This window comes from Microbacterium sp. EST19A, assembly GCF_019969685.1.
Lineage (GTDB): Bacteria > Actinomycetota > Actinomycetes > Actinomycetales > Microbacteriaceae > Microbacterium.
Genome location: NZ_JAHXYZ010000002.1, coordinates 673781 through 692889, shown reverse-complemented (window position 1 = coordinate 692889; position 19109 = coordinate 673781). Strand labels below are relative to the sequence as shown.

The window sequence follows — 19109 nt, the reverse complement described above, 5'->3', positions numbered from 1 at the left end:
GAATCCGGGCGCCCCGGCGGATAGCATCCGAGGATGGCTGCAATCACCGTTCGAGAGCGAGTGCGCCTGCGCGCGCTCGCCTCGATCATCCTCGGCGGCATCGCCGGAGTATCCGTGGCGTTCCTCTACGGCCCGGCCCCGGGCTTCTCGCCGGCTGGGGCGCCTTCGCCCTCGTCAATGTCGTCTGGGTCCTCTGCCTGGTCTGGCCGATGGGACCGACCGAGACGCGGAAGCATGCGACGATCGAAGCGCCCGGTCGGCGAGTGGCTCGGCTGATCTCGGTCATCGGCAGCCTGGTTAGCCTTGCCGCGGTGCTGAGCGTGATCATCCAGGCGCAGAACGCGCCGGGGAGTGAGGAATACCTCCTCGCGGGTATCGCCGTGCTGAGCGTCGCGACCTCCTGGCTCCTCATCCAGGTCGACTACGTGCTGCGGTACGCGCGGATGTACTACTCCGATGCGCACGGTGGCATCGACTTCAACCAGGACGAGCCGCCGCAGTACACGGACTTCATCTACTTCTCGCTGGGCCTCGGTATGACCTATCAAGTCGCCGACACCAACGTCACCACGAACGCCATCCGCCGCGTCGTCATCGCCCAGACTGCTCTCGCCTACCTCTTCGGCACTGTCATCCTCGCCACGATCATCAACCTCGTGGCCGGGCTGCACTGACCTCTCAGAGGTCGCTGAAGTCGTCGGCGAGCCCGAAGATCTTCGACACCGTGTCGCCGTCGAGGGCGAGCATGACGTACTCGACGCCTACTTCGCCCGGCCGGACGAGCGAGGCGGTACCCGGGACCTCGCGCGTGCCGACCGCGAGGTAGTCGTTCACGCCGTCGCCGTCGTCATCCATCGGCAGTTCCTCGGCGCCGGCCGCCAGAGCTTCTTCGCGCGTCGCGCCGATGCCGATGCCATCCGCGACGGTGAAGACGACCCCCGGGGTGTCGGCGCTCCCGATCCACAGCGCGGCAGGGCCCGACTCGGCGACGTTCAGACGGACGGCGCCGTCCCAGTCGTAGGACGTGAATCCGTACTCATCCGGTCCCTGCGGCGCTGGCACGGGGCCGACGATGTCGCCGAGAGCCGCGAGTACGGCCTCATGGTCGGCGTAAGCGATCAGTGGTCCGTCATCGATCGAGAGACCGTCGACGGTCACCAGAGCGTTCGCCTCCGACGACGTCGCGGAGGGAGACGGCGAGGGGGCGGCCGAGCTCGGCGCGGCGCTGGGCGAGCCACTGGGCTGCGGTTCCGCCGGCGCGCATCCGGACGCGACGACGGCGAAGACCGCCAACGCGGAGACGAGCAGGGTGCGGGGCGCGCGAGTTCTCATGCGTCGATGCTAGAGGCCGGTGGCTTCGATCCCGTGCGACGTGCGGGGCTTCCGGAATACGCGGCGCCGCCGGCTCAGAGGTCGCTGAAGTCGTTCGCCCCGTTGGAGAGTTCGCCGACCACATCATCGGTGATCTTCAGCTGGATGTACTCGACACCCTCTTCTCCGGGTCGGGCGAGGGAGACCGTGCCCGGTACCTCTCGGTGCTCGATCGAGAGGTAGTCCGCGATTCCGTCTCCGTCCTCGTCCCAACCGGCTTCGGCGCCGGCGGCCATCGCCTCTTCGCGAGTCGAACCGAGGCCGATGCCGTTCGCAAGGACGACGGTCAATCCGGTAGCGGTGTCAGCAAACGTGAGGCTGATGCTCGTGCCGCTCACGACCGAGGCGGAGACCGGGCCCCAGTCGTAGAAAACGATGTCGTAGGCCGGGTCGGGCTGCTCGGGTTCGGGGCGTGCCCCGAGGAGCTGCTCCAGCGCCGCCAGCGTCTCCTCCGGTTCTCGAGTCGAGAGCAGTGTGCCCCCGTCGATGCTGATGCCGTCGACCGAGACGTCCACCGTGTGCTCCGCCGTGGTGGGCGACGGCGAGGGCGTCGGAGCGTCCGCTTCGGACGACGGGCTCGGAGCGGGAGAGGCGGATGTCGCCGGAGCGCACGCGGTGAGGAGGAGAGCGGACGCCACGAAGGCGATCAGAGGAAGAGGATACTGACGCATGCATGAATGCTACGGGCGGAGAGGCGATGTTCCGGAGAGTCGTTCGATCACATTCCGAAATCGTGATGCTCCCGAGATCGTCCCGCGAAGACGACGGATGCCGCGACCCCCTGAGGGCCGCGGCATCCGGAAGTCTTCGCTCAGGCGACCTGGGGCATCACGGCGAAGGAGACGGCGCCCTCGTCGTCGACACCGGCGTCGAGCACCTTGTCGTCGAGGGCCGATGCGGCCTCCTCGTCGAGGAAGAGACGTGTGCCGGAGACCTCCACGACCTGGTCCTGGGGTTCGGGATCGGCGGTCACCAGGACGGCCAGTCGTGCGCCGCCTTCCGCGCCGGGGGTGGCCGTGGAGTGGATGCGCAGGCCGGCATCCGGGGCTTCGGTCTGACGACTCACGAGGGTCGAGACGATGGCGGTGGCGTTGTCGGTGAGGGTGAGCACGAGACTCTCCTTCCGGTTGGGGCATGCCGCGGTCGCGACACGTCCGGGCCACGATGCCCGACCTGACCGATCGACTCAACCCCCTGGCCGGGATTGCCAGGAGGCTCTCAAGGTCGCAGTCGCTTCCGGAGGAACACCTGCTCGGTCCCGTCGCCGTCGGGAATCCGCTCGTGCTCTTCGTAGCCGCACGCCTCGTACAGCCGCAGGTTCGCCTCGCTGAGGCTGCCGGTGAAGAGTTCCGCCACGTCGGCCCCCGACGACTGCTCGGCTGCGTCCAGCAGCATCCGCCCGATCCCCTCGCCCTGCATGTCGGGAGCGATCGCGATGCGCCCGATCAGGAGCAGACCGTCGCGCTCGACGAAGCGGATGGCGCCCACCAGTCGTCCGTCGAGCCGGGCGACGAAGCCGGACTCGGAGCGGAGTTCCGCCTCCAGCTCTGCGAGCGTCTGCGTCAGCGGCGGCATGTCGACGCTGCCGTAGATCGCCGCCTCCGACACGAAGGCCGCTCGCTGCACCGTCAGCACCTCTCCCGCGTCGCCGTCGCTGATCGCGCGGATGTCGACTTCTGATCGTCCGTCTTGCTGGTCCTCTGGCACGTACTGTCCTTTCTTTCCCCCCGTCACATTCGGGGCACGCGCGCACCGGTGTCAACCCCCTCGGCGCACGGCGCGGCGGCCGTTAGCGTCGGGTCATGGCTGAGACGAAGACGACCAAGAAGACTGCCGCCCCGACCAAGGGCGGAGCGAAGACGACGCGGCGCCAGAACGCCGAGAAGGGCTTCACGGCCTCCCCGGATCTCGCGGCGAACCTGCAGGCCGTGCTCGTCGACCTGCTCGAACTCGCGACCCAGGGCAAGCAGGCCCACTGGAACGTCGTCGGGCGCAATTTCCGCGACACGCACCGTCAGCTCGACGAGATCATCGATGACGCCCGCACCTTCAGCGACACCGTCGCAGAGCGCATGCGGGCGCTCCACGCGGTCCCGGACGGGCGCAGCGTGACCGTATCGGCCACGACCACACTGCCCGAGTTCCCGGCCGGCGAGGTGTCGACATCCGAGACGATCGACCTCATCACCGTGCGCCTCGAAGCCGTCGTGTCGACGATGCGCGATGTGCACGACGACGTGGATGAAGCGGACCCCACGTCGGCCGACATCCTGCACGCGGTCATCGAGCGCCTCGAGCAGTTCGCGTGGATGGTCAGTGCCGAGAACCGGAGCCCCGCGGGCCGCTGAGCCCGAGACGGTTCCGCACCGCTCGGGTCAGTCCTCCCGGGGCTCGGCGTAACGACGCCCGCGCATCATCCGCGGCAGCGCGAGCCACAGCGCCACGACCAGGATGAGTGCGGCGACGAGCGCGATGATCCCCGCCGTGCGGTTCACCGTGAAGTCGACGATCAGGGTGGTCACGCCGATCGTCAGGGCTCCGATCACCACCAGGTCGATCCTGACGATGCGTGCCGCGATGCGCACGAGCTCGGGCTTGCGCCGATGGCCGAAGAGCGCGCGGTGCATGCCCACCGGAGCGAGCGCGAGGATGGTCGCGATCGCCGCGAGTGCCACCAGCACGACGTACACGTCGCGCTGCAGCTCGTCCATGTCGGTGAAGCGCGGTTGGAAGGCCACAGCCAGGAGGAAGCCGGTGAGGATCTGCGTGCCGGTCTGCATCACCCGCAGCTCCTGCAGGAGCTCGAGCCAGTTCCGATCCGCCCGTTCGTTCGGGGTCTCGTCGCGACCGTCCACGCGGTCATCGACGTTGGGCTCGTCCGGGGGCAGATCGGCTGTCATGATCTCAGTGTTGTGCTCGTGATCCGCTGATGTCCAGCCTGTCGCCCTGACTGTCGGAAAGAAGGAATGATGACGCTTCCCCCGATCGACGAATGGTGGTCGGAACTCTCTCCCGACGCCCAGCAGTCCGTGCTCGACAGCGACTCCCCGCACCTCGATGAGACGGTTCGTGAAGAGATCCGCCAGATCACCGGGGCCGTCGTCGGGATGGTTGAGCAGCTCTCCGCGAAGGATCGCGGATACGCGCGCGCCCACGCCCCATCGGACGACTGACCGGATCGCCGCGCGTCACCCGGCGTCAGGACCGGCTGCCGGGATCTCCTCGCGCAGGCGCGGTTCGGTGCGGCGCTCGGGGCGCAGACCGCTCTTGTCGGCGTAGAACGCGCGGATCCGATCCATGTCGGCCGCCACGTCGCCGGTGAGGTCGAGCGTCGGGCCGAGACCGGAGGTCATCGTCGTGCGATCGACGAAGCCCAGGGTTACCGGCATCCCCGTCTCCCGCGCGATCCGGTAGAAGCCGGACTTCCAGTACTCGTTGCCGCCGCGGGTGCCGTCCGGTGTGACGACGAGGCCGAACACCTCGCCGGCGTGCACCTGGCCGACGACGTCGTTCACGACGCGAGCCGGATCGGAGCGATCCACCGGAATGCCGCCGAGGCGTCGCATGATCGGACCGCGCCAGCCGCGGAAGAGACTGCTCTTGCCCAGCCAGTGCACGTCGATGCGGAGGCGCCAGGCGATGGCGAGCATCAGGACGAAGTCCCAGTTGGACGTGTGCGGCGCGCCGACCAGCACCGTCGGGCGCGTCGGTGCGGCCTCGCACACGAGCGTCCAGCGGCTGAGCGCCCAGAAGACGCGGGCGAGGAGACGTTTGAGCATGCCTCAACCGTAGGCGAGAGCGGCTAGAGATCCGCTGTCGGGCGGGAGCTGTCGGACGCCGGGCGTGTCAGCGCCGCGGCGATCATCGGGTCCAGCCCGGGCACCTCGTCTACGGGCACGGCGAGGGCGAGCAGCGCGCGACTGAAGTAGTTCCTCGCGGACGCGGCCAGAGTGATGTCGACGATCTGCCTGTCGGAGTACCCGGCATCGCGCAGCGATCGCGTGTCGTCGTCGGTCATCGATGCGGGGTCGGTCGACAGCCGCGCCGCGTAGTCGACGACGACCTGCTCGGCGGGCGTGAATCCGTTGTCGTCTCCTCGCGCGAAAGCGTCGAGGCCGGCCGCGTCGAGGATGCCGGCGCGCAGCGACTTGCGGCCGTGGGCGAGCAGGCAGTGCGTGGAGCCCATGGCTCTGGCTGCTCCGAGCGTCGCCGCCTCGTAGACGCGAAGGCCGATCGACGGCACGATCGCCTGGATGAGGCTCTCGAACGCGGCGTGCGCTTCGGGATTCATCGCCATCGCCTGCGTATGGGAGAAGACGAAGCCGTCATCGTCGACGTCGTCCGCGTACATCTGGGCGACATGACCCTCTGCCGCGCTCGGATCCGGGGGAGTGATGATCATGCGGGAACGATACGCCGCGAGAATCCGGCACGGAAGAGCAACCGGCGCCACCCGTGTCCGACAGGCGTACCATCGAAGGATGACGAAAACGCAGCAGGACTCCGTGGAGCAGGACGCGCCTCTCGCGCCGCTGCCGCTCGCGGACGCCCTGAACCTGCTCGAGGCGGATGCCGCCGGTTATTGCAGCGGTGGCGTCTGCCATCTCCCTGCGCCGAAGACGCAGTAGACGGCAGACGCCACCAGGAGTGATGCGCAGCGGTCAGTGACCGCCGTGGAACCCTTCGCCCGCGTCATCGGCGGGCTTGCGCACGAACGGGCTCAGCGCCACCGCTGCGAGCGAGATGATCGCCGCGATGAGGAACGCCATGCGTGCTCCAGGAGCACCGGCGGTCGCGGTCGACAGCCCCTCGGTCTCACCCGCGTGCAGGATCGCGGAGTAGGTGACCGTGAGCAGTGCGACACCGGCCGCTCCACCGACCTGCTGCAGCGTGTTCAGCACGGCAGAGCCGTGCGAGTAGAGCGAACGCTGCAGCGAGCCGAGCGACGCGGAGAACAGCGGCGTGAACGACATCGCCAGGCCGACCGACATCGCAGCCTGCACGATGATCAGCACCCACCACACGGTGTGCTCGCCGACGGTCGAGTAGTAGAACAGCGCGGCCGACACCAGCATGGTTCCCGGGATCAGCAGGGGGCGCGTGCCACGGGAATCGTAGACGCGTCCCATGATCGGACCCAGCAGGCCCATGAGCACGGAGCCCGGAAGCAGGATCAGCCCGGACTGCAGCGCGTTGAGACCTGCGACGTTCTGCAGGTACTGCGGCAGCAGGGTGAGCGTTCCGAACATCGACAACGCGAGGATCGTCATGATGATGACCGAGAACGTGAAGTTGCCGGCCCGGAACACCCGCAGGTCGAGCAGCGCGTCATCGACGCGCTGCAGCAGCAGTTGACGCCAGACGAACAGGCCGAGCGACACGGCGCCGACGACGAGGGCGATGATGCCGGTCGTCTCACCCGATCCGCCTTCGCCGCCGAACTGGCTGAGCCCGAACACGATGCCGCCGAATCCGAGGGCCGCGAGCGGGATCGAGAGGACGTCGAGCGGGACCTTGCGGGTCTCGCCGAGGTTCGTCATCCACTTCACGCCCATGCCGAGGGCGACGAGCGCGATGGGGAGGACGATCGCGAACAGTGCGCGCCAGTTGAACGTCTCGAGGACAGCGCCGGCGAGCGTCGGTCCGATCGCGGGAGCGAGGGAGATGACCATGCCGACACGGCCCATCATGCGCCCACGCGACTGCGGCGGCACGACGTTCATGATGGTGGTCATCAGCAGCGGCATCATGATGCCGGTGCCTGCCGCCTGGATCACTCGGCCGACCAGCAGCACCCCGAATCCGGGCGCGACGAGGGCGACGAGGGTGCCGAGCGAGAACGCGAGCATCGCCGCGATGAACACCTGGCGGGTCGTGAAGCGCTGCAGGATGAACCCGGTCGTCGGGATCACGACGGCCATGGTCAGCATGAACGCGCTCGTCAGCCACTGGCCGAGCTCGGGCGGGATGCCCAGGTCGGCGTTCAGGTGCGGGATCGCGATCCCCATCGTCGTCTCGTTGAGGATCGCGACGAAGGCGGCGACCAGCAGCAGCCAGATCACGCGCATGTCGCTGCGAGAGATCTCGCCGGACGCGGGTGCGGTGCTGGTGGTCGGAACGGAGCCGGTATCGACGGCAGACATAGGCGGCCTCCTGGGCGACGAGATGAGGGGGGTGGTGCGAGAGATCGCGTGAGTCTCTCAGCGTAACCACAGGGTCGGACATTTCATTCCGATCCCGGCGAAATCCGCCGACAGCGGATGGCGCGGCCCCGACGTCCTCGGCGCTGAGTACGCTGGCGCCATGAGCATGGGCGGCGGTATGGGCGGCGGAGGGCGCGGCGGCGGCTTCCGCGGGGTCGACGAGAACGCGCAGCGGAGGCAGAACGCCGAAGCACCGCGGATCAGCGGGCTGGGCGCGCGGGTCGTCACGCTGTTCCGTCCGTATCGCTGGCGGATCTTCTTCACGGGCATCCTCGTGGTGGCCGGAGCGGCCATCGCCGTGATCCCGCCGCTGATCGTGCAGCGCATCTTCGACGATGCTCTGTTCCCGGTCGACGGCGGCAGCCCGCAGCTCGAACTCCTGGCCTGGCTCGTCGCGGCGATGATCGGGCTCTTCCTGTTCTCGGCGGTGCTCGGCGTCGCGCAGACCTGGTTGACGGCGACGGTCGGCAACAGCGTGACCGGCGACCTGCGCGTGAAGCTCTTCGAGCACCTCCAGGCGATGGAGCTCGGCTTCTTCACGCGCACCAAGACCGGAGTGATCCAGTCTCGCCTGCAGAACGACGTGGGCGGTGTCTCCGGCGTGCTCACCAACACGGTCACCAGCATCCTGGGCAATGTCGTGACGGTCGTCGCCTCGCTCGTGGCCATGATCCTGATCGACTGGCGGCTCACCCTCATCGCGGTCGTGCTCATGCCGTTCCTGATCTTCGTGCAGCGTCGCGTCGGCCAGGTGCGCGCGCGCATCGCGGGGGAGACGCAGGAATCGCTGTCGGAACTGACCTCGATCACGCAGGAGACGCTGAGCGTGTCCGGCATGCTGCTGTCCAAGGCGTTCAACCGGCAGCGCACGGAGTCGGCGCGCTATCAGGCCGAGAACCGCAACCAGGTCGTGCTGCAGGTGCGCCGGGCGATGAGCGGTCAGGGCTTCTTCGCCGTCGTCCAGGTGCTGATGGCCAGCGTGCCGGCCGTGATCTACCTCGTCTCCGGCTATCTGATCGCCGGCGGCACCGGAGCGATCACGGCGGGAACCGTCGTCGCGTTCACGACCGTGCAGGCTCGACTGCTGATGCCGCTGATGGGGCTCATGCGGGTGTCGCTCGATCTGCAGACGTCCTCCGCGCTGTTCGCCCGGATCTTCGAGTACCTCGACCTCGTGCCCGAGATCGAGGATGCTCCCGACGCGATCTCGGTCGAAGAGGCCCCCGGTCCGCGCGGACGCATCGAGTTCTCGGACGTCGTGTTCCGCTATCCGGATGCCTCGGCCGAGGCTCGTCCGACCCTCGACGGCGTCTCGTTCGTCGCCGAGCCCGGACAGCATGTGGCGTTCGTCGGGCCCTCCGGCGCCGGCAAGACGACGATCCTGTACCTCGCGCCCCGGCTCTATGAGGCGAAGGGCGGAGCCGTGCTCTTCGCCGGTGCCGACGTGCGCTCTCTGACGCAGGAGTCGATCATCGACCACGTCGGCATCGTGTCGCAGGAGACCTACCTGTTCCACGCCACGATCCGCGAGAACCTGATGTACGCACGACCCGGGGCGAGCGAGGACGAGCTCATCGCGGCCTGCGAGGCGGCGAACATCCACCACATCATCGCGGGATTCGAAGACGGGTACGACACGATCGTCGGCGAACGCGGGTACCGGCTCTCCGGCGGCGAGAAGCAGCGCATCGCGATCGCGCGGGTGCTGCTGAAAGATCCGCCGGTGCTGCTCCTCGACGAGGCGACGTCGGCTCTCGACACGGTGTCGGAGCGGGTCGTGCAGGAGGCTCTCGACGAGGCTGCGAAGGGACGCACGACGCTGTCGATCGCGCACCGCCTGTCGACGGTCATGGGCGCCGACGTCATCCACGTCGTCGAGGCCGGCAAGATCGTCGAGTCGGGCACGCACGCCGAACTCCTCGCCCATGACGGCCTCTACGCCGAACTCGCGGCGCAGCAGGTCGCGGCCTCGCGGGTGCTGGCCACCGAGGCTGTCGTCGAGGAGTCGGTGACGGGCGGCCTGCGGGCGGCGCTCGAAGACCGTCGCGCCGACCGTGCGCCGGTCGACTCGGCGGGAGCGGATGCCGTCGCCGCCCTCACCGCAGCGGTCCCGCTGCTAGCCGAGCCGCGCGTCGACGAGCGCGTGTACCCGCCGGAACACTGACCGGGCCACCACTCGACGGCCTCCGCTGATCCACGGTTCCGGGCTCAGTGCACGGAGAGTCCGCCGTCGACGAAGAGCGAGTGGCCGGTGACGTAACCCGAGCCCGCGCCGGCCAGGAACACCGCGGCGCCGGCGAAGTCGCCCGGCAGGCCGTTGCGTCCGATCATCGTGCGGGCGGCCAGCGCGGCGATCTTCTCGGGGTCCTGCTGCAGGCGCGCGTTGAGCGGCGTGAGCACGAACCCCGGCACGAGCGTGTTGCTCGTCACGCCGGTGCCGCCCCACGCCTCGGCCTCGGAGCGCATGAGCGACTCCACCGCGCCCTTGGACGCGCCGTAGATGCCGCTGCCGACGAACGCGCGGTGCGCCTGGTGCGAGCTGATGTGGATGAGTCGTCCGTAGCCGCGCTGAGCCATGCCCTGGGCGTAGCGCTGTCCGAGCAGGAACGGCGCGAGGGCGTTGACCGTCATCGTCGCATCCCAGTCCGCCTCGGTGATCTCGGCGTACGCCGGCCGGATGTTGATGCCCGCCGAGTTCACCAGGATGTCCGGTTCGCCGAAAGGCTCGGTCGCCTCCTCGGCGAGGGTGTGGATTCCTTCGCGGGTGCCGAGGTCGCCCACGACGCCGGCGACGCGGCATCCGCTCTCCTCGAGCTCGCGCACGGTCTCGTCGATGCGCTCGCGGCCCCGGGCGACGATGACCGTCGATGCGCCGGCGCGGGCGAGAGCCGTCGCGATGCCGCGGCCGATTCCCGAGCTGCCGCCGGTCACCACGGCGGTGCGGCCCTCGAGCGAGAACAGGGAGGCGAGGTAGTCGTTCATGGGTTCACCGTTCTCGTTCGATCACCAGGAGAGCGCCGCCGCGATGGCCTCGTCGGGGGAGGCGTCGGCGAACTCGGGCAATGCCTGCAGCTCGTCGATGAAGGCGGCGACCTCTGCGGCGTAGGCAGGGTCGTCGTGAGTCGCCGCGATGTCGAGCAGCGACGGCATGTCCATGGCGAGGATCAGGTCGAGCCGCGCGGTCACGGCCGCACGATGACCGGCATCCTGCAGCACACGGATGCCTCCGCGCAGCGCCGCGAGGTAGTCGAGCAGCACCGGCAGCTGCGACTTCCCCTGCGTGATCGAGGTGCCGTCGGGGCGCACACGCCACCGCACGACGACGTCGGGGATCACGTCGAACGATCGGGCCCGCGTGTACATCTGCTGGGCGACGATCTGGTCCTCGTACGCCACGCCCTCGGGAAAGCGGAGGTCTTGCCAGAAGCCCGTGCGGCTGATCTTCGACCAGGCCACGATGTTCGACACCGCGCGCGGATGCTGAGCGAGCGAGGTGCCGAGACGGGCCGGATCCGTGGCCGCAGAGATCCACGGCTGCACGCGACCGGCGTTGTACGACTCGCCGTGCGGGCGCAGGCGCACGTAGGCGCCGGCCACGAAGTCGCTCCCGGTCTCGGTGAGCGTTCCGGTGAGGCGCGACAGCGCGTCGGGTGCGAGTTCGTCGTCTCCGTCGAGGAATCCCAGGTGGGGCGTGTCGACGAGTGCGAGGCCGACGTTGCGGGCGGCGCCCAGTCCGCGAGAGGCCTCGTGCCGCACCACGGTGAATCGCGGGTCGTGGGCGGCGGCAGCGGCGAAGATCGCTCCGGTGGCATCGGCCGAGCCGTCGTCGATGAGGATCGCGCGCCAGCGCTGCTCGGTCTGCGCGCGGAGTGAATCGAGGGCGGCCGGGGCGAACGCGGCGATGTCGCGTCCGGGGACGATCATCGTCACGATCGGGGCGGATGCAGTCACCAGCCGAGTCTATGGGCCGTGCGTCAGCCGGAGACCGCCTGCACGGATTCGGCGACGAGGGCCGCGAGACGCTCCGGGGCATCGCCGAGGAGAGGGGCACGTCCGAAGGTGAAGCGCACCGACGTCTGCGCGACCTCGGGTGCGATGCCGCAGGCGAGGAGCACATGCGAGGGTTCGTCGCTGCCCGCCGCGCACGCCGAGCCGCTCGAGGAGATGACGCCCCGTCGCTCGAGCTCCAGCAGCACGGATTCGCCGCTCGTGCCCGCGAACGTGAAGCTCGCGGTGCCGGGCAGCCGGTGCACGGGATCGCCCGTGAGCGTCGCCTGAGGAACGGAACCGAGCACCCCGGCGATGAACCGTCCGGTTGCCGCGGCCACGCCGGCGGAGACCATCGCCCGCTCGGCCTCGGCGAGGTCGAGCGCCGTCGCCAGCGCCACCGCCCCGGCGACGTTCTCGGTTCCGGAACGGCGTCCGCGTTCCTGACCTCCGCCGTGCAGCAGCGGCTCCAGCGGCACTCGTCCGCGCACCGCGAGGGCACCGATTCCCTTCGGCGCGCCGAGTTTGTGCCCCGCGATCGACACGGCATCCGCGCCGAGGTCGCGCAGTGACAACCATCCCGCCGACTGCACGGCGTCGAGATGCAGCGGGACCCCTGCCGCGCCGGTGATCGCCGCCAGCGCCGCGGCATCCTGGATCGTGCCGATCTCGTTGTTCGCGTGCCCGACCGAGACGAGCGCCGTGTCGTCGCGGATCGCGTCCGCCAGTGCCTGCGGGGCGATTCGTCCCGCAGAGTCGACCGGCAGCATCGTCACCGTGACCGAGTGGAAGCGCCGCAGGTACTCGGCCGATTCGAGGATCGACTCGTGCTCGATCGGCGACACGACGAGGTGCCTCCGATCCCGCTCCGACGCCGCGAGGACGATGCCCTTCACCGCGAGGTTGTTGGCCTCGGTGCCCCCCGCGGTGAAGACGACGTCGCTGCGGCGCATGCCCAGGACCGCGGCCACCCGCGCGCGGGCGTCGTCGAGCGCGCTCGCCGCGGCCTCGCCGGCGGTGTGGTGGCTGGACGGATTCCCGAACACCCCGGTCAGGTACGGGTCCATCGCCTCCCGCACCTCCGGGCGGACGGGAGAGGTGGCGGCGTGGTCGAGGTACAGCATGGGCTCAGTCGATCCGCAGGTCCAGGCCCAGGTCGAGCGCCCGCGCCGAATGCGTGAGCGCGCCGACCGAGATCACGTCCACGCCGGTCGAGGCGATGTCGTGCACGGTGTCGAGGTCGACCCCGCCCGATGCCTCGACCGTCGCGCGGTCGCCGATCAGCGCGACGCCTTCCCGCAGCTCGTCGAGCGAGAAGTTGTCGAGCAGCACGGTGTGAGCGCCTCCGTCGAGGACCGCCGGGATCTGATCGAGCCGGTCGACCTCGACGACCACGTGCGTCGTGTGCGGCAGTCGCGACAGCGCCTCGCGCAGGGCGGTGGCGAGGTCGAGCCCTGAGCGCTTCAGCACCGCGAGGTGGTTGTCCTTCGCCATCACGGCATCCGACAGCGAGTAGCGATGGTTGCGCGCGCCGCCGGACAGGACGGCGTGCCGCTCGAACGCCCGCAGCCCCGGTGTCGTCTTGCGGGTGTCGGCGATGCGTGCGCCGGTGCCCTCGATCGCCCGCACGTAGGCGGCGGTGAGCGTGGCGATGCCGCTCATCCGCTGGGCGAAGTTCAGCGCGACGCGTTCGGCGGTGAGGATGCTGCGCGCCGAGCCCGACACCGAGGCGAGCACGTCGCCGGGGGAGAACTCGTCTCCGTCGCCGACATGCAGGTCGACCGTCAGCGCGGGGTCGGTCAGGGTGAACGCGGTGGCGAAGACCTCGCCGCCGCTGAAGACGCCCGCCTCCCGGGCGACGAGGTCGGCGGTGGCGGTCGCCTCGGCGGGGAGCAGCGTCGTGCTGGTGAGGTCGCCCCAGGGAGCGTCCTCTTCCAGAGCGGCGCCGACGACGCGCGTGAGGATGGCGGGGGTGAGCATCAGACGGTCTCCAGGATCGGTGCGGTGGTGCGGATCTCGGCATCCGAGAGCCGATAATGGGCGCCGACCGAACCGGTCCGCGCGAGCGCGGCGGACGCCGTGGCTTCGGCGAGCAGCAGCAGATTCGCATCCTCGTGCTCGGTGACGGTGTGCGGCGCGGTTGCGACGGCCCGCCACGCCCGCACGGTGTCGAGGGCGTGCCGCAGCCCTTCGTCGGACCGCAGCAGACCGACGTGGTCCCACATCAGCTGCTGCAGCGCCGCGCGGGTGAACGGCACCCTCTCGCTCCCGTGGCGGTATTCCCCGGACACCGACGCGGGATCGCTGGAGTACGGCGACCGGAGCGGGGACGAGTCGGGCCACGGCGTGCCGAGAGCCGCGGCCGCCCTCGCACCGAAGACCGCGCCTTCGAGGAGGGAGTTCGAGGCGAGGCGGTTCGCACCGTGCACGCCTGTTCGCGCGACCTCGCCCACCGCGAAGAGCCCGGGGATCGTGCTGCGGCCGTGCAGGTCGGTGACGACTCCGCCCATCAGGTAGTGGGCGGCGGGTGTGACCGGGATGGGCTCGGCCGCCCAGTCGAAGCCGCGCTCCCTCGTCACCCGGTCGATGGTCGGGAACCGCTTCGCGAGGGTCTCGCGGCCGAGCATCGTCGCGTCCAGTCGCACGGGCGCACCCTGAGCCGCTGCCCGCCGAGCGATCGCCCGCGAGACGACGTCGCGCGGCGCGAGCTCACCGTCGGGGTGGCTGTCGAAGACGAACCGTCGCCCGTCGTCATCGATCAGAGTCGCCCCCTCGCCGCGTACGGCCTCGGAGATCAGGAAGGCGGGACCCGTCGCCAGGATCGTCGGGTGGAACTGCACGAACTCGAGGTCGTCGAACGCCGCTCCTGCACGCAGGGCGGCCGCGATGCCGTCGCCCGTCGTGCCCACCGGGTTGGTGGTGTGCGCGTAGAGATGCCCGGCACCACCGGTCGCGAGGATCACCGCATCGCCCGAGAGCGCGGAGGCCACTGCCGCCGGCGCGGACGGCGCGTCGATCAGCAGACGGATGCCGCGCACGGCGTCGCCGGCCACGATGAGCTCCGTCACGAATGCATGTTCGATGACGAGGATCGGCGAGCGGCGCACCGCGGCCACGAGCGCTCGGGAGATCGCCGCCCCGGTCGCGTCGCCGCCGGCGTGCACGATGCGGGAGTGGCTGTGCGCGGCCTCGCGTCCGAGCATCAGCACGCCGTCCGCATCGCGGTCGAAGGCGACGCCTCGGGCGATCAGCTCGGCGATCCGGTCCGCGCCGTCGGCCACGAGGGCGTCGACGGCAGCCGCATCCGAGAGCCCCGCGCCGGCGGCGAGAGTGTCGGCCGCGTGCTGCTCCGCGGAGTCGCCCGTGCCGTACACGCCCGCGACACCGCCCTGCGCGTAGCCGGTGCTGCCGTCTCCGAGCTCGCCCTTGGTGACGACCGTCACCGCGTGGCCGGCTTCCTGCGCGTGGAGGGCGGCCGTGAGCCCGGCGATGCCGGAGCCGACCACGAGGACGTTCATCGTGCGCCGACCGTCACGGGCGGCTTCGCCGCCAGCATCCGCTCCAGCGCCACCCGGGCGGGGTCCGCGACGTCGGCGGACACGGTGATCCGGTTGGGCGTGCGTCCGGCGACGAGCTCTTCGAGCACCCAGGCCAGGTATCCCGGGTGGATGCGGTACATGGTGGAGCACGGGCACACGACCGGGTCGAGGCAGAAGATCTCGTGCTGCGGGTACTGGGCAGCGAGGCGGCGCACGAGGTTGATCTCGGTGCCGATCGCGAAGGTCGTGGGCTCGGTGGCGGCGTCGATCGCGCGGCGGATGTAGTCGGTGGAGCCGGCCTCGTCGGCGGCATCCACGACCTCCATCGGGCACTCCGGGTGCACGATGACGCGGACGCCGGGGTGCTCAGCACGCGCCTGGTCGATCTGCGCGACGGTGAAGCGGCGGTGCACCGAGCAGAAGCCGTGCCAGAGGATCACGCGGGAGTCGACGAGCTCCGTGGCCGACGATCCGCCGAGCGGCCGGCGCGGGTTCCACATGGGCATCTGCTCGAGCGGCACGCCCATCGCCTTCGCGGTGTTGCGCCCCAGGTGCTGGTCCGGGAAGAACAGCACGCGGTGCCCGCGCTCGAACGCCCACTCGAGCACCGTCTCGGCGTTCGACGACGTGCACACGATGCCGCCGTGCCGCCCGACGAAACCCTTGATCGCCGCGGAGGAGTTCATGTAGGTGACCGGGATGACGGGCACCCGGCCGTCGGCATCCGCGGTGTCGAGGTCGCCGAGCACGTCGGCGAGCTGCTCCCAGCACTCCTCGACCTGATCGATGTCGGCCATGTCGGCCATCGAACAGCCGGCGGCGAGGTTCGGCAGGATCACGGCCTGATCGGGCTGCGAGAGCAGATCGGCGGTCTCGGCCATGAAATGGACGCCGCAGAACACGATCGCCTCGGCATCCGTCCTGCCCTTGGCGGCCGTCGCGAGCTGGAAGGAGTCTCCGACGTAGTCCGCGTGCCGCACGACCTCTTCGCGCTGATAGAAGTGGCCGAGTATCACCACGCGGTCGCCGAGGGTCGCCTTCGCGGCCTCGATGCGCGCGTGCAGGTCGTCTTCGGCGGCCTCGCGGTATTCGGCGGGAAGCTCACCCTGGCGCGGGGATCCGGTGGGGATGACATCGCCCATCGAGGAGCCCGGGCCGTATCCGGGGCGGGAGTCGAAGTCCCACGGGCCGGCAGCGAGATCGGTCGCGCAGGTGGCATCGGTCGACGCGCCAGCGACGATCGCCTGGATCGCGTGGTCGACGGAGGGATCCAGTGCCGGAACCGCGGGCGTGGGAACGAAGGTGATGCTCATCGGGTGCTCGTTTCTTCGGAACCGAGCGGGCCGCGGTCGGCCAGCTCGACATCGGTGTTGTAGCGGTACAGACGTGCAGGTCGGTGACTTCCGGTGCGGAAGCGGTCGGTGGGGAGCAGGTTGCCCGCGGCCTCCACCTGGCGGCGGAAGTTGGCCGGGTCCAGGTGCTTGCCGAGGATCGCCTCGTACGCCTCGCGGAGGTCGGCGAGGGTGAACTCGGCGGGGAGGAATCCGTGCGCGACGCGGCTGTAGCCGACCTTGTTGCGCAGCCGCCAGAGCGCGTACTCGATGATCTTCGCGTGGTCGAAGGCGAGCTCGGGGAGAGCCGTGATGTCGAACCACTGCACGTTCTCGGGGGCTCTGCCGGATGCCCGATGCGCGGCGCTCTGTGCGACGACGTCGTCTTGGCGGAGCAGCGCCCAGTACACGATCGAGACGACCCGTGTGGGGGAGCGGTCGACGGCGCCGAAGGCGTAGAGCTGCTCGAGGTAGCTGGGGGCGAGGCCCGTGGTCTCGCCGAGCGTGCGTGCCGAGGCGTCGACGGGCGACTCAGCCGCGGTGAGCCAGCCGCCGGGCAGCGCCCACTGATCGGCGAAGGGCTCACGGGTGCGCAGCACGAGCGGCAGCGCGAGGACCGCGTCGCCGTTCTCCGCGCGGCGCAGCGTGAGGATCACCGTCGAGACGGCGACCCGGATGCCGCGAGTTTGAGTCATGAGTACCTTAACCTCCGTGATCGATCTTAGTGTCCTCACGACCCTTAGTGCGCGCAGATGACGGTTTTTCTCGTCGAGTCCGAAACGTTATCTCGGGAGCGGGTGGAGGCTTGTCCACCGCGACGGGGTTTGTTAGGTTACTGTCCTAACAAACCCCACGAGGTCGGCCACCCGCTCCTCTCGGGTTTGCACGAACCCCAGACGGGGTTCAGCTCCAACCGGAGAAATCCCTCCTGCAGTGCAGCACCGAGAGGAAACAGAAGAATGATCCGTAACGGAAAGCGCAAGATCGCGCTCACCGCCGTCGCAGGGGCATCCGTCCTGGCCCTGGGCCTCACCGCCTGTGGCACCGGCGGCAGCGGCGATGACGGCAACGCCGACGGCGACCGGGCCCTTCGCGTGTGGGCCGGCAGCCAGACGCCGATCACCGCCAACTACAACCCGTTCGCGCCGACCGTGCTCCACGGTGCGCTCGGTCCCATCTACGAGCCGCTGTTCTTCTTCAACAAGACGGCGGACTCCGAGCCCGTGGGCCTGATCGGCGACTCGTACGAGTACAACGAGGACGGCACGGTGATCACCATCACCATCAAGCCCGACCTCAAGTGGAGCGACGGCGAGCCGCTCACCGCCGCCGACGTCGCGTTCTCGTTCAACTACGAGGCCAACAACCCCGAGGGCAACGGACTCGTGTCCGCCGAGGCCACCGACGACACCACCGTCGTGCTGACCTACTCGGCCGCGCAGTACACCACCGAGTTCCAGCGACTCGGCTCGACCTACATCCTTCCCGAGCACATCTGGGCGGATGTCACCGACTTCGCGAACTTCGCGAACGAGGAGCCGGTCGGGTCCGGCGCGTACGTCGTCGACAAGACCACCAGCGAGTCGTACACGCTCGTCGCGAACGAGAACTTCCGCGACGCCGACAAGCTCGGCGTCAAGAAGGTCCAGTACATCGCCGTCGACAACAACCAGACGGCGCAGGACCTGCTCGCGGCCGGTGAGCTCGACTGGACGGGCATGTTCATCCCGAACCCGGATGACGTGACCGCCAACGGTGCGATCGACTGGGTCAACACCCCGCAGGACCCGACGGTCCTCTACACCTGCTCCAACGCCGAGCTCGGCTGCACCGGTCCGCAGACCGACGTCGCCGTGCGTCAGGCTCTCAACGCGGCCATCGATCGCGCCACCATCAAGGACAAGGCGTTCGTCGGCCTCACCGGCGACATCTCGCCGACGTACGCGCTGCTCCCGCGTGACGAGAAGTGGGTCGCGGATTCGGCCAACGAGGTCAGCCCGCAGGAGGCGAACGCCGCCGAGGCGGGCGAGATCCTCGAGGCCGCCGGCTACGTGAAGGACGGCGACTTCTACGCCAAGGACGGTGTGCCGCTCGAGCTCACGCTGACCTCGGTCGACGGCTGGACGGACTACAACGACGCCGCCAAGCTGATCTCCGAGCAGGCCGCGGCCGCGGGCATCAAGGTCACCGCATCGACCGTGCAGTGGCAGGAGTTCTCCGACTCGCGTCAGGGCGGCGACTTCCAGCTCATCGTCGGCGGCATGATCGGCACCTCGGTCGCCGACCCGTTCCAGATCTACCGCGACTGGTTCGGCGGAACGGCCGTCCAGTCGACGAGCCCCGTCGGCACCGAGGTCCCGGCCGGACGCTGGAACTTCAGCCGTTACAACAACCCCGTGGTCGACACCGCGATCCAGGCGGCGATCAGCACGGATGACGAGGCGACCAAGAAGGAGCTGTACGGCACGATCCAGACCGAGATCGTCAAGGATCTGCCGTACATCCCGCTCGTGATCAACGCCACCCAGACCTTCTACAACACGAAGGACTACACGGGCTGGCCGACGGAGGAGGACCTGTACGCCTTCCCGCCGTCCTGGGGTGCGATCGCGGCAGGTTACGTCCTGACGCAGCTGCAGCCGGTCAAGTAAGCAGAAGGGACGGGGAAGCAGGAAGTC

21 protein-coding genes are annotated in these 19109 nt (G+C 69.4%); 6 read left to right on the top strand and 15 right to left on the bottom strand.

Going from position 1 to position 19109, the window contains the following annotated elements; translation table 11 throughout:
* The first annotated feature begins 2 nt into the window (after positions 1–2).
* The gene (locus LC452_RS13340) at positions 3–674 is read left to right on the top strand and encodes a DUF1345 domain-containing protein (RefSeq protein WP_308116486.1); all 672 of its coding nucleotides are present in this window, start codon (positions 3–5) and stop codon (positions 672–674) included.
* Positions 675–678: 4 nt separating this feature from the next.
* Here LC452_RS13340 and LC452_RS13335 read toward each other — a convergent pair whose 3' ends face one another.
* The 4 genes from LC452_RS13335 to LC452_RS13320 all read right to left on the bottom strand — a co-directional run bounded on the left by LC452_RS13335 (position 679) and on the right by LC452_RS13320 (position 3078).
* A complete protein-coding gene (locus tag LC452_RS13335; protein ID WP_223626113.1) occupies positions 679–1332 on the bottom strand; it encodes a hypothetical protein in 654 nt (217 codons plus the stop codon).
* A gap of 74 nt (positions 1333–1406) precedes the next feature.
* Positions 1407–2042, bottom strand: a complete 636-nt coding sequence (locus LC452_RS13330; protein WP_223626111.1) for a hypothetical protein — start codon at positions 2040–2042, stop codon at positions 1407–1409.
* 140 nt (positions 2043–2182) lie between these two features.
* Complete coding sequence (locus LC452_RS13325; protein ID WP_223626109.1) at positions 2183–2482, bottom strand: Fe-S cluster assembly protein HesB; 300 nt, start codon at positions 2480–2482, stop codon at positions 2183–2185.
* A gap of 107 nt (positions 2483–2589) precedes the next feature.
* Positions 2590–3078 carry a GNAT family N-acetyltransferase gene (locus LC452_RS13320; protein ID WP_223626107.1) on the bottom strand — a complete coding sequence of 163 codons (489 nt, stop codon included), beginning with the start codon at positions 3076–3078 and terminating at the stop codon, positions 2590–2592.
* A gap of 95 nt (positions 3079–3173) precedes the next feature.
* On the opposite strand from LC452_RS13320, the gene LC452_RS13315 reads away from it, so the two are divergent.
* Positions 3174–3719 carry a Dps family protein gene (locus tag LC452_RS13315; protein WP_223626106.1) on the top strand — a complete coding sequence of 182 codons (546 nt, stop codon included), beginning with the start codon at positions 3174–3176 and terminating at the stop codon, positions 3717–3719.
* A gap of 27 nt (positions 3720–3746) precedes the next feature.
* Here LC452_RS13315 and LC452_RS13310 read toward each other — a convergent pair whose 3' ends face one another.
* Positions 3747–4271: a DUF6328 family protein gene (locus LC452_RS13310; protein ID WP_223626104.1), complete on the bottom strand. Its 525-nt coding sequence runs from the start codon at positions 4269–4271 to the stop codon at positions 3747–3749.
* Positions 4272–4340: 69 nt separating this feature from the next.
* Between LC452_RS13310 and LC452_RS13305 the strand changes: the two genes are divergently transcribed.
* Entirely contained in the window at positions 4341–4544 is a 204-nt protein-coding gene (locus LC452_RS13305) for a hypothetical protein (protein ID WP_223626102.1), read from the top strand.
* A gap of 15 nt (positions 4545–4559) precedes the next feature.
* On the opposite strand, the gene LC452_RS13300 is transcribed toward LC452_RS13305, so the two are convergent.
* Positions 4560–5150 (bottom strand): 1-acyl-sn-glycerol-3-phosphate acyltransferase, encoded by a 591-nt coding sequence (locus LC452_RS13300; RefSeq protein WP_223626100.1) that lies wholly within the window; start codon positions 5148–5150, stop codon positions 4560–4562.
* 23 nt (positions 5151–5173) lie between these two features.
* A complete protein-coding gene (locus LC452_RS13295) occupies positions 5174–5773 on the bottom strand; it encodes a carboxymuconolactone decarboxylase family protein (protein ID WP_223626098.1) in 600 nt (199 codons plus the stop codon).
* A 79-nt stretch (positions 5774–5852) separates the two neighbouring features.
* Here LC452_RS13295 and LC452_RS13290 point away from each other — a divergent pair, with 79 nt between their 5' ends.
* Positions 5853–5999 carry a hypothetical protein gene (locus LC452_RS13290; protein ID WP_223626097.1) on the top strand — a complete coding sequence of 49 codons (147 nt, stop codon included), beginning with the start codon at positions 5853–5855 and terminating at the stop codon, positions 5997–5999.
* A gap of 33 nt (positions 6000–6032) precedes the next feature.
* Here the strand turns inward: LC452_RS13290 and LC452_RS13285 are convergent, their stop codons facing one another.
* Entirely contained in the window at positions 6033–7514 is a 1482-nt protein-coding gene (locus LC452_RS13285) for an MDR family MFS transporter (protein ID WP_223626095.1), read from the bottom strand.
* Positions 7515–7680: 166 nt separating this feature from the next.
* On the opposite strand from LC452_RS13285, the gene LC452_RS13280 reads away from it, so the two are divergent.
* Positions 7681–9738 carry an ABC transporter ATP-binding protein gene (locus LC452_RS13280; protein ID WP_223627664.1) on the top strand — a complete coding sequence of 686 codons (2058 nt, stop codon included), beginning with the start codon at positions 7681–7683 and terminating at the stop codon, positions 9736–9738.
* 44 nt (positions 9739–9782) lie between these two features.
* On the opposite strand, the gene LC452_RS13275 is transcribed toward LC452_RS13280, so the two are convergent.
* Genes LC452_RS13275 through LC452_RS13245 form a run of 7 tightly spaced genes read right to left on the bottom strand, consistent with a single transcriptional unit; the run spans position 9783 to position 17126 of the window.
* A complete protein-coding gene (locus LC452_RS13275) occupies positions 9783–10556 on the bottom strand; it encodes an SDR family NAD(P)-dependent oxidoreductase (protein WP_223626093.1) in 774 nt (257 codons plus the stop codon).
* Positions 10557–10577: 21 nt separating this feature from the next.
* Entirely contained in the window at positions 10578–11525 is a 948-nt protein-coding gene (locus tag LC452_RS13270) for a glycosyltransferase family 2 protein (RefSeq protein WP_223626091.1), read from the bottom strand.
* A 23-nt stretch (positions 11526–11548) separates the two neighbouring features.
* Complete coding sequence (locus LC452_RS13265; RefSeq protein WP_223626089.1) at positions 11549–12685, bottom strand: cysteine desulfurase family protein; 1137 nt, start codon at positions 12683–12685, stop codon at positions 11549–11551.
* Between the two features lie 4 nt (positions 12686–12689).
* Entirely contained in the window at positions 12690–13541 is an 852-nt protein-coding gene (gene nadC, locus LC452_RS13260; RefSeq protein ID WP_223626087.1) for a carboxylating nicotinate-nucleotide diphosphorylase, read from the bottom strand.
* Positions 13541–15079: an L-aspartate oxidase gene (nadB, locus tag LC452_RS13255; protein WP_223626085.1), complete on the bottom strand. Its 1539-nt coding sequence runs from the start codon at positions 15077–15079 to the stop codon at positions 13541–13543. The genes nadC and nadB overlap by 1 nt, the downstream gene beginning before the upstream one ends.
* Positions 15076–16413, bottom strand: a complete 1338-nt coding sequence (gene nadA / locus LC452_RS13250; protein ID WP_223626084.1) for a quinolinate synthase NadA — start codon at positions 16411–16413, stop codon at positions 15076–15078. The genes nadB and nadA overlap by 4 nt, the downstream gene beginning before the upstream one ends.
* The gene (locus LC452_RS13245; protein WP_223626082.1) at positions 16410–17126 is read right to left on the bottom strand and encodes an NUDIX domain-containing protein; all 717 of its coding nucleotides are present in this window, start codon (positions 17124–17126) and stop codon (positions 16410–16412) included. Before LC452_RS13245 ends, nadA begins: the two co-directional genes overlap by 4 nt.
* 264 nt (positions 17127–17390) lie before the next feature.
* On the opposite strand from LC452_RS13245, the gene LC452_RS13240 reads away from it, so the two are divergent.
* Positions 17391–19082, top strand: a complete 1692-nt coding sequence (locus tag LC452_RS13240; protein ID WP_223626080.1) for an ABC transporter substrate-binding protein — start codon at positions 17391–17393, stop codon at positions 19080–19082.
* Positions 19083–19109: the final 27 nt, after the last annotated feature.

What these genes read in the sequence shown, in the direction of transcription:
- LC452_RS13335 (WP_223626113.1), bottom strand. Translation starts at nt 1,332, where the DNA reads ATGAGAACTCGCGCGCCCCGCACCCTGCTCGTCTCCGCGTTGGCGGTC.
- LC452_RS13330 (WP_223626111.1), bottom strand. Translation starts at nt 2,042, where the DNA reads ATGCGTCAGTATCCTCTTCCTCTGATCGCCTTCGTGGCGTCCGCTCTC.
- LC452_RS13315 (WP_223626106.1), top strand. Translation starts at nt 3,174, where the DNA reads ATGGCTGAGACGAAGACGACCAAGAAGACTGCCGCCCCGACCAAGGGC.
- LC452_RS13310 (WP_223626104.1), bottom strand. Translation starts at nt 4,271, where the DNA reads ATGACAGCCGATCTGCCCCCGGACGAGCCCAACGTCGATGACCGCGTG.
- LC452_RS13305 (WP_223626102.1), top strand. Translation starts at nt 4,341, where the DNA reads ATGACGCTTCCCCCGATCGACGAATGGTGGTCGGAACTCTCTCCCGAC.
- LC452_RS13300 (WP_223626100.1), bottom strand. Translation starts at nt 5,150, where the DNA reads ATGCTCAAACGTCTCCTCGCCCGCGTCTTCTGGGCGCTCAGCCGCTGG.
- LC452_RS13295 (WP_223626098.1), bottom strand. Translation starts at nt 5,773, where the DNA reads ATGATCATCACTCCCCCGGATCCGAGCGCGGCAGAGGGTCATGTCGCC.
- LC452_RS13290 (WP_223626097.1), top strand. Translation starts at nt 5,853, where the DNA reads ATGACGAAAACGCAGCAGGACTCCGTGGAGCAGGACGCGCCTCTCGCG.
- LC452_RS13285 (WP_223626095.1), bottom strand. Translation starts at nt 7,514, where the DNA reads ATGTCTGCCGTCGATACCGGCTCCGTTCCGACCACCAGCACCGCACCC.
- LC452_RS13280 (WP_223627664.1), top strand. Translation starts at nt 7,681, where the DNA reads ATGGGCGGCGGTATGGGCGGCGGAGGGCGCGGCGGCGGCTTCCGCGGG.
- LC452_RS13275 (WP_223626093.1), bottom strand. Translation starts at nt 10,556, where the DNA reads ATGAACGACTACCTCGCCTCCCTGTTCTCGCTCGAGGGCCGCACCGCC.
- LC452_RS13265 (WP_223626089.1), bottom strand. Translation starts at nt 12,685, where the DNA reads ATGCTGTACCTCGACCACGCCGCCACCTCTCCCGTCCGCCCGGAGGTG.
- nadC (WP_223626087.1), bottom strand. Translation starts at nt 13,541, where the DNA reads ATGCTCACCCCCGCCATCCTCACGCGCGTCGTCGGCGCCGCTCTGGAA.
- nadB (WP_223626085.1), bottom strand. Translation starts at nt 15,079, where the DNA reads ATGAACGTCCTCGTGGTCGGCTCCGGCATCGCCGGGCTCACGGCCGCC.
- nadA (WP_223626084.1), bottom strand. Translation starts at nt 16,413, where the DNA reads ATGAGCATCACCTTCGTTCCCACGCCCGCGGTTCCGGCACTGGATCCC.
- LC452_RS13245 (WP_223626082.1), bottom strand. Translation starts at nt 17,126, where the DNA reads ATGACTCAAACTCGCGGCATCCGGGTCGCCGTCTCGACGGTGATCCTC.
- LC452_RS13240 (WP_223626080.1), top strand. Translation starts at nt 17,391, where the DNA reads ATGATCCGTAACGGAAAGCGCAAGATCGCGCTCACCGCCGTCGCAGGG.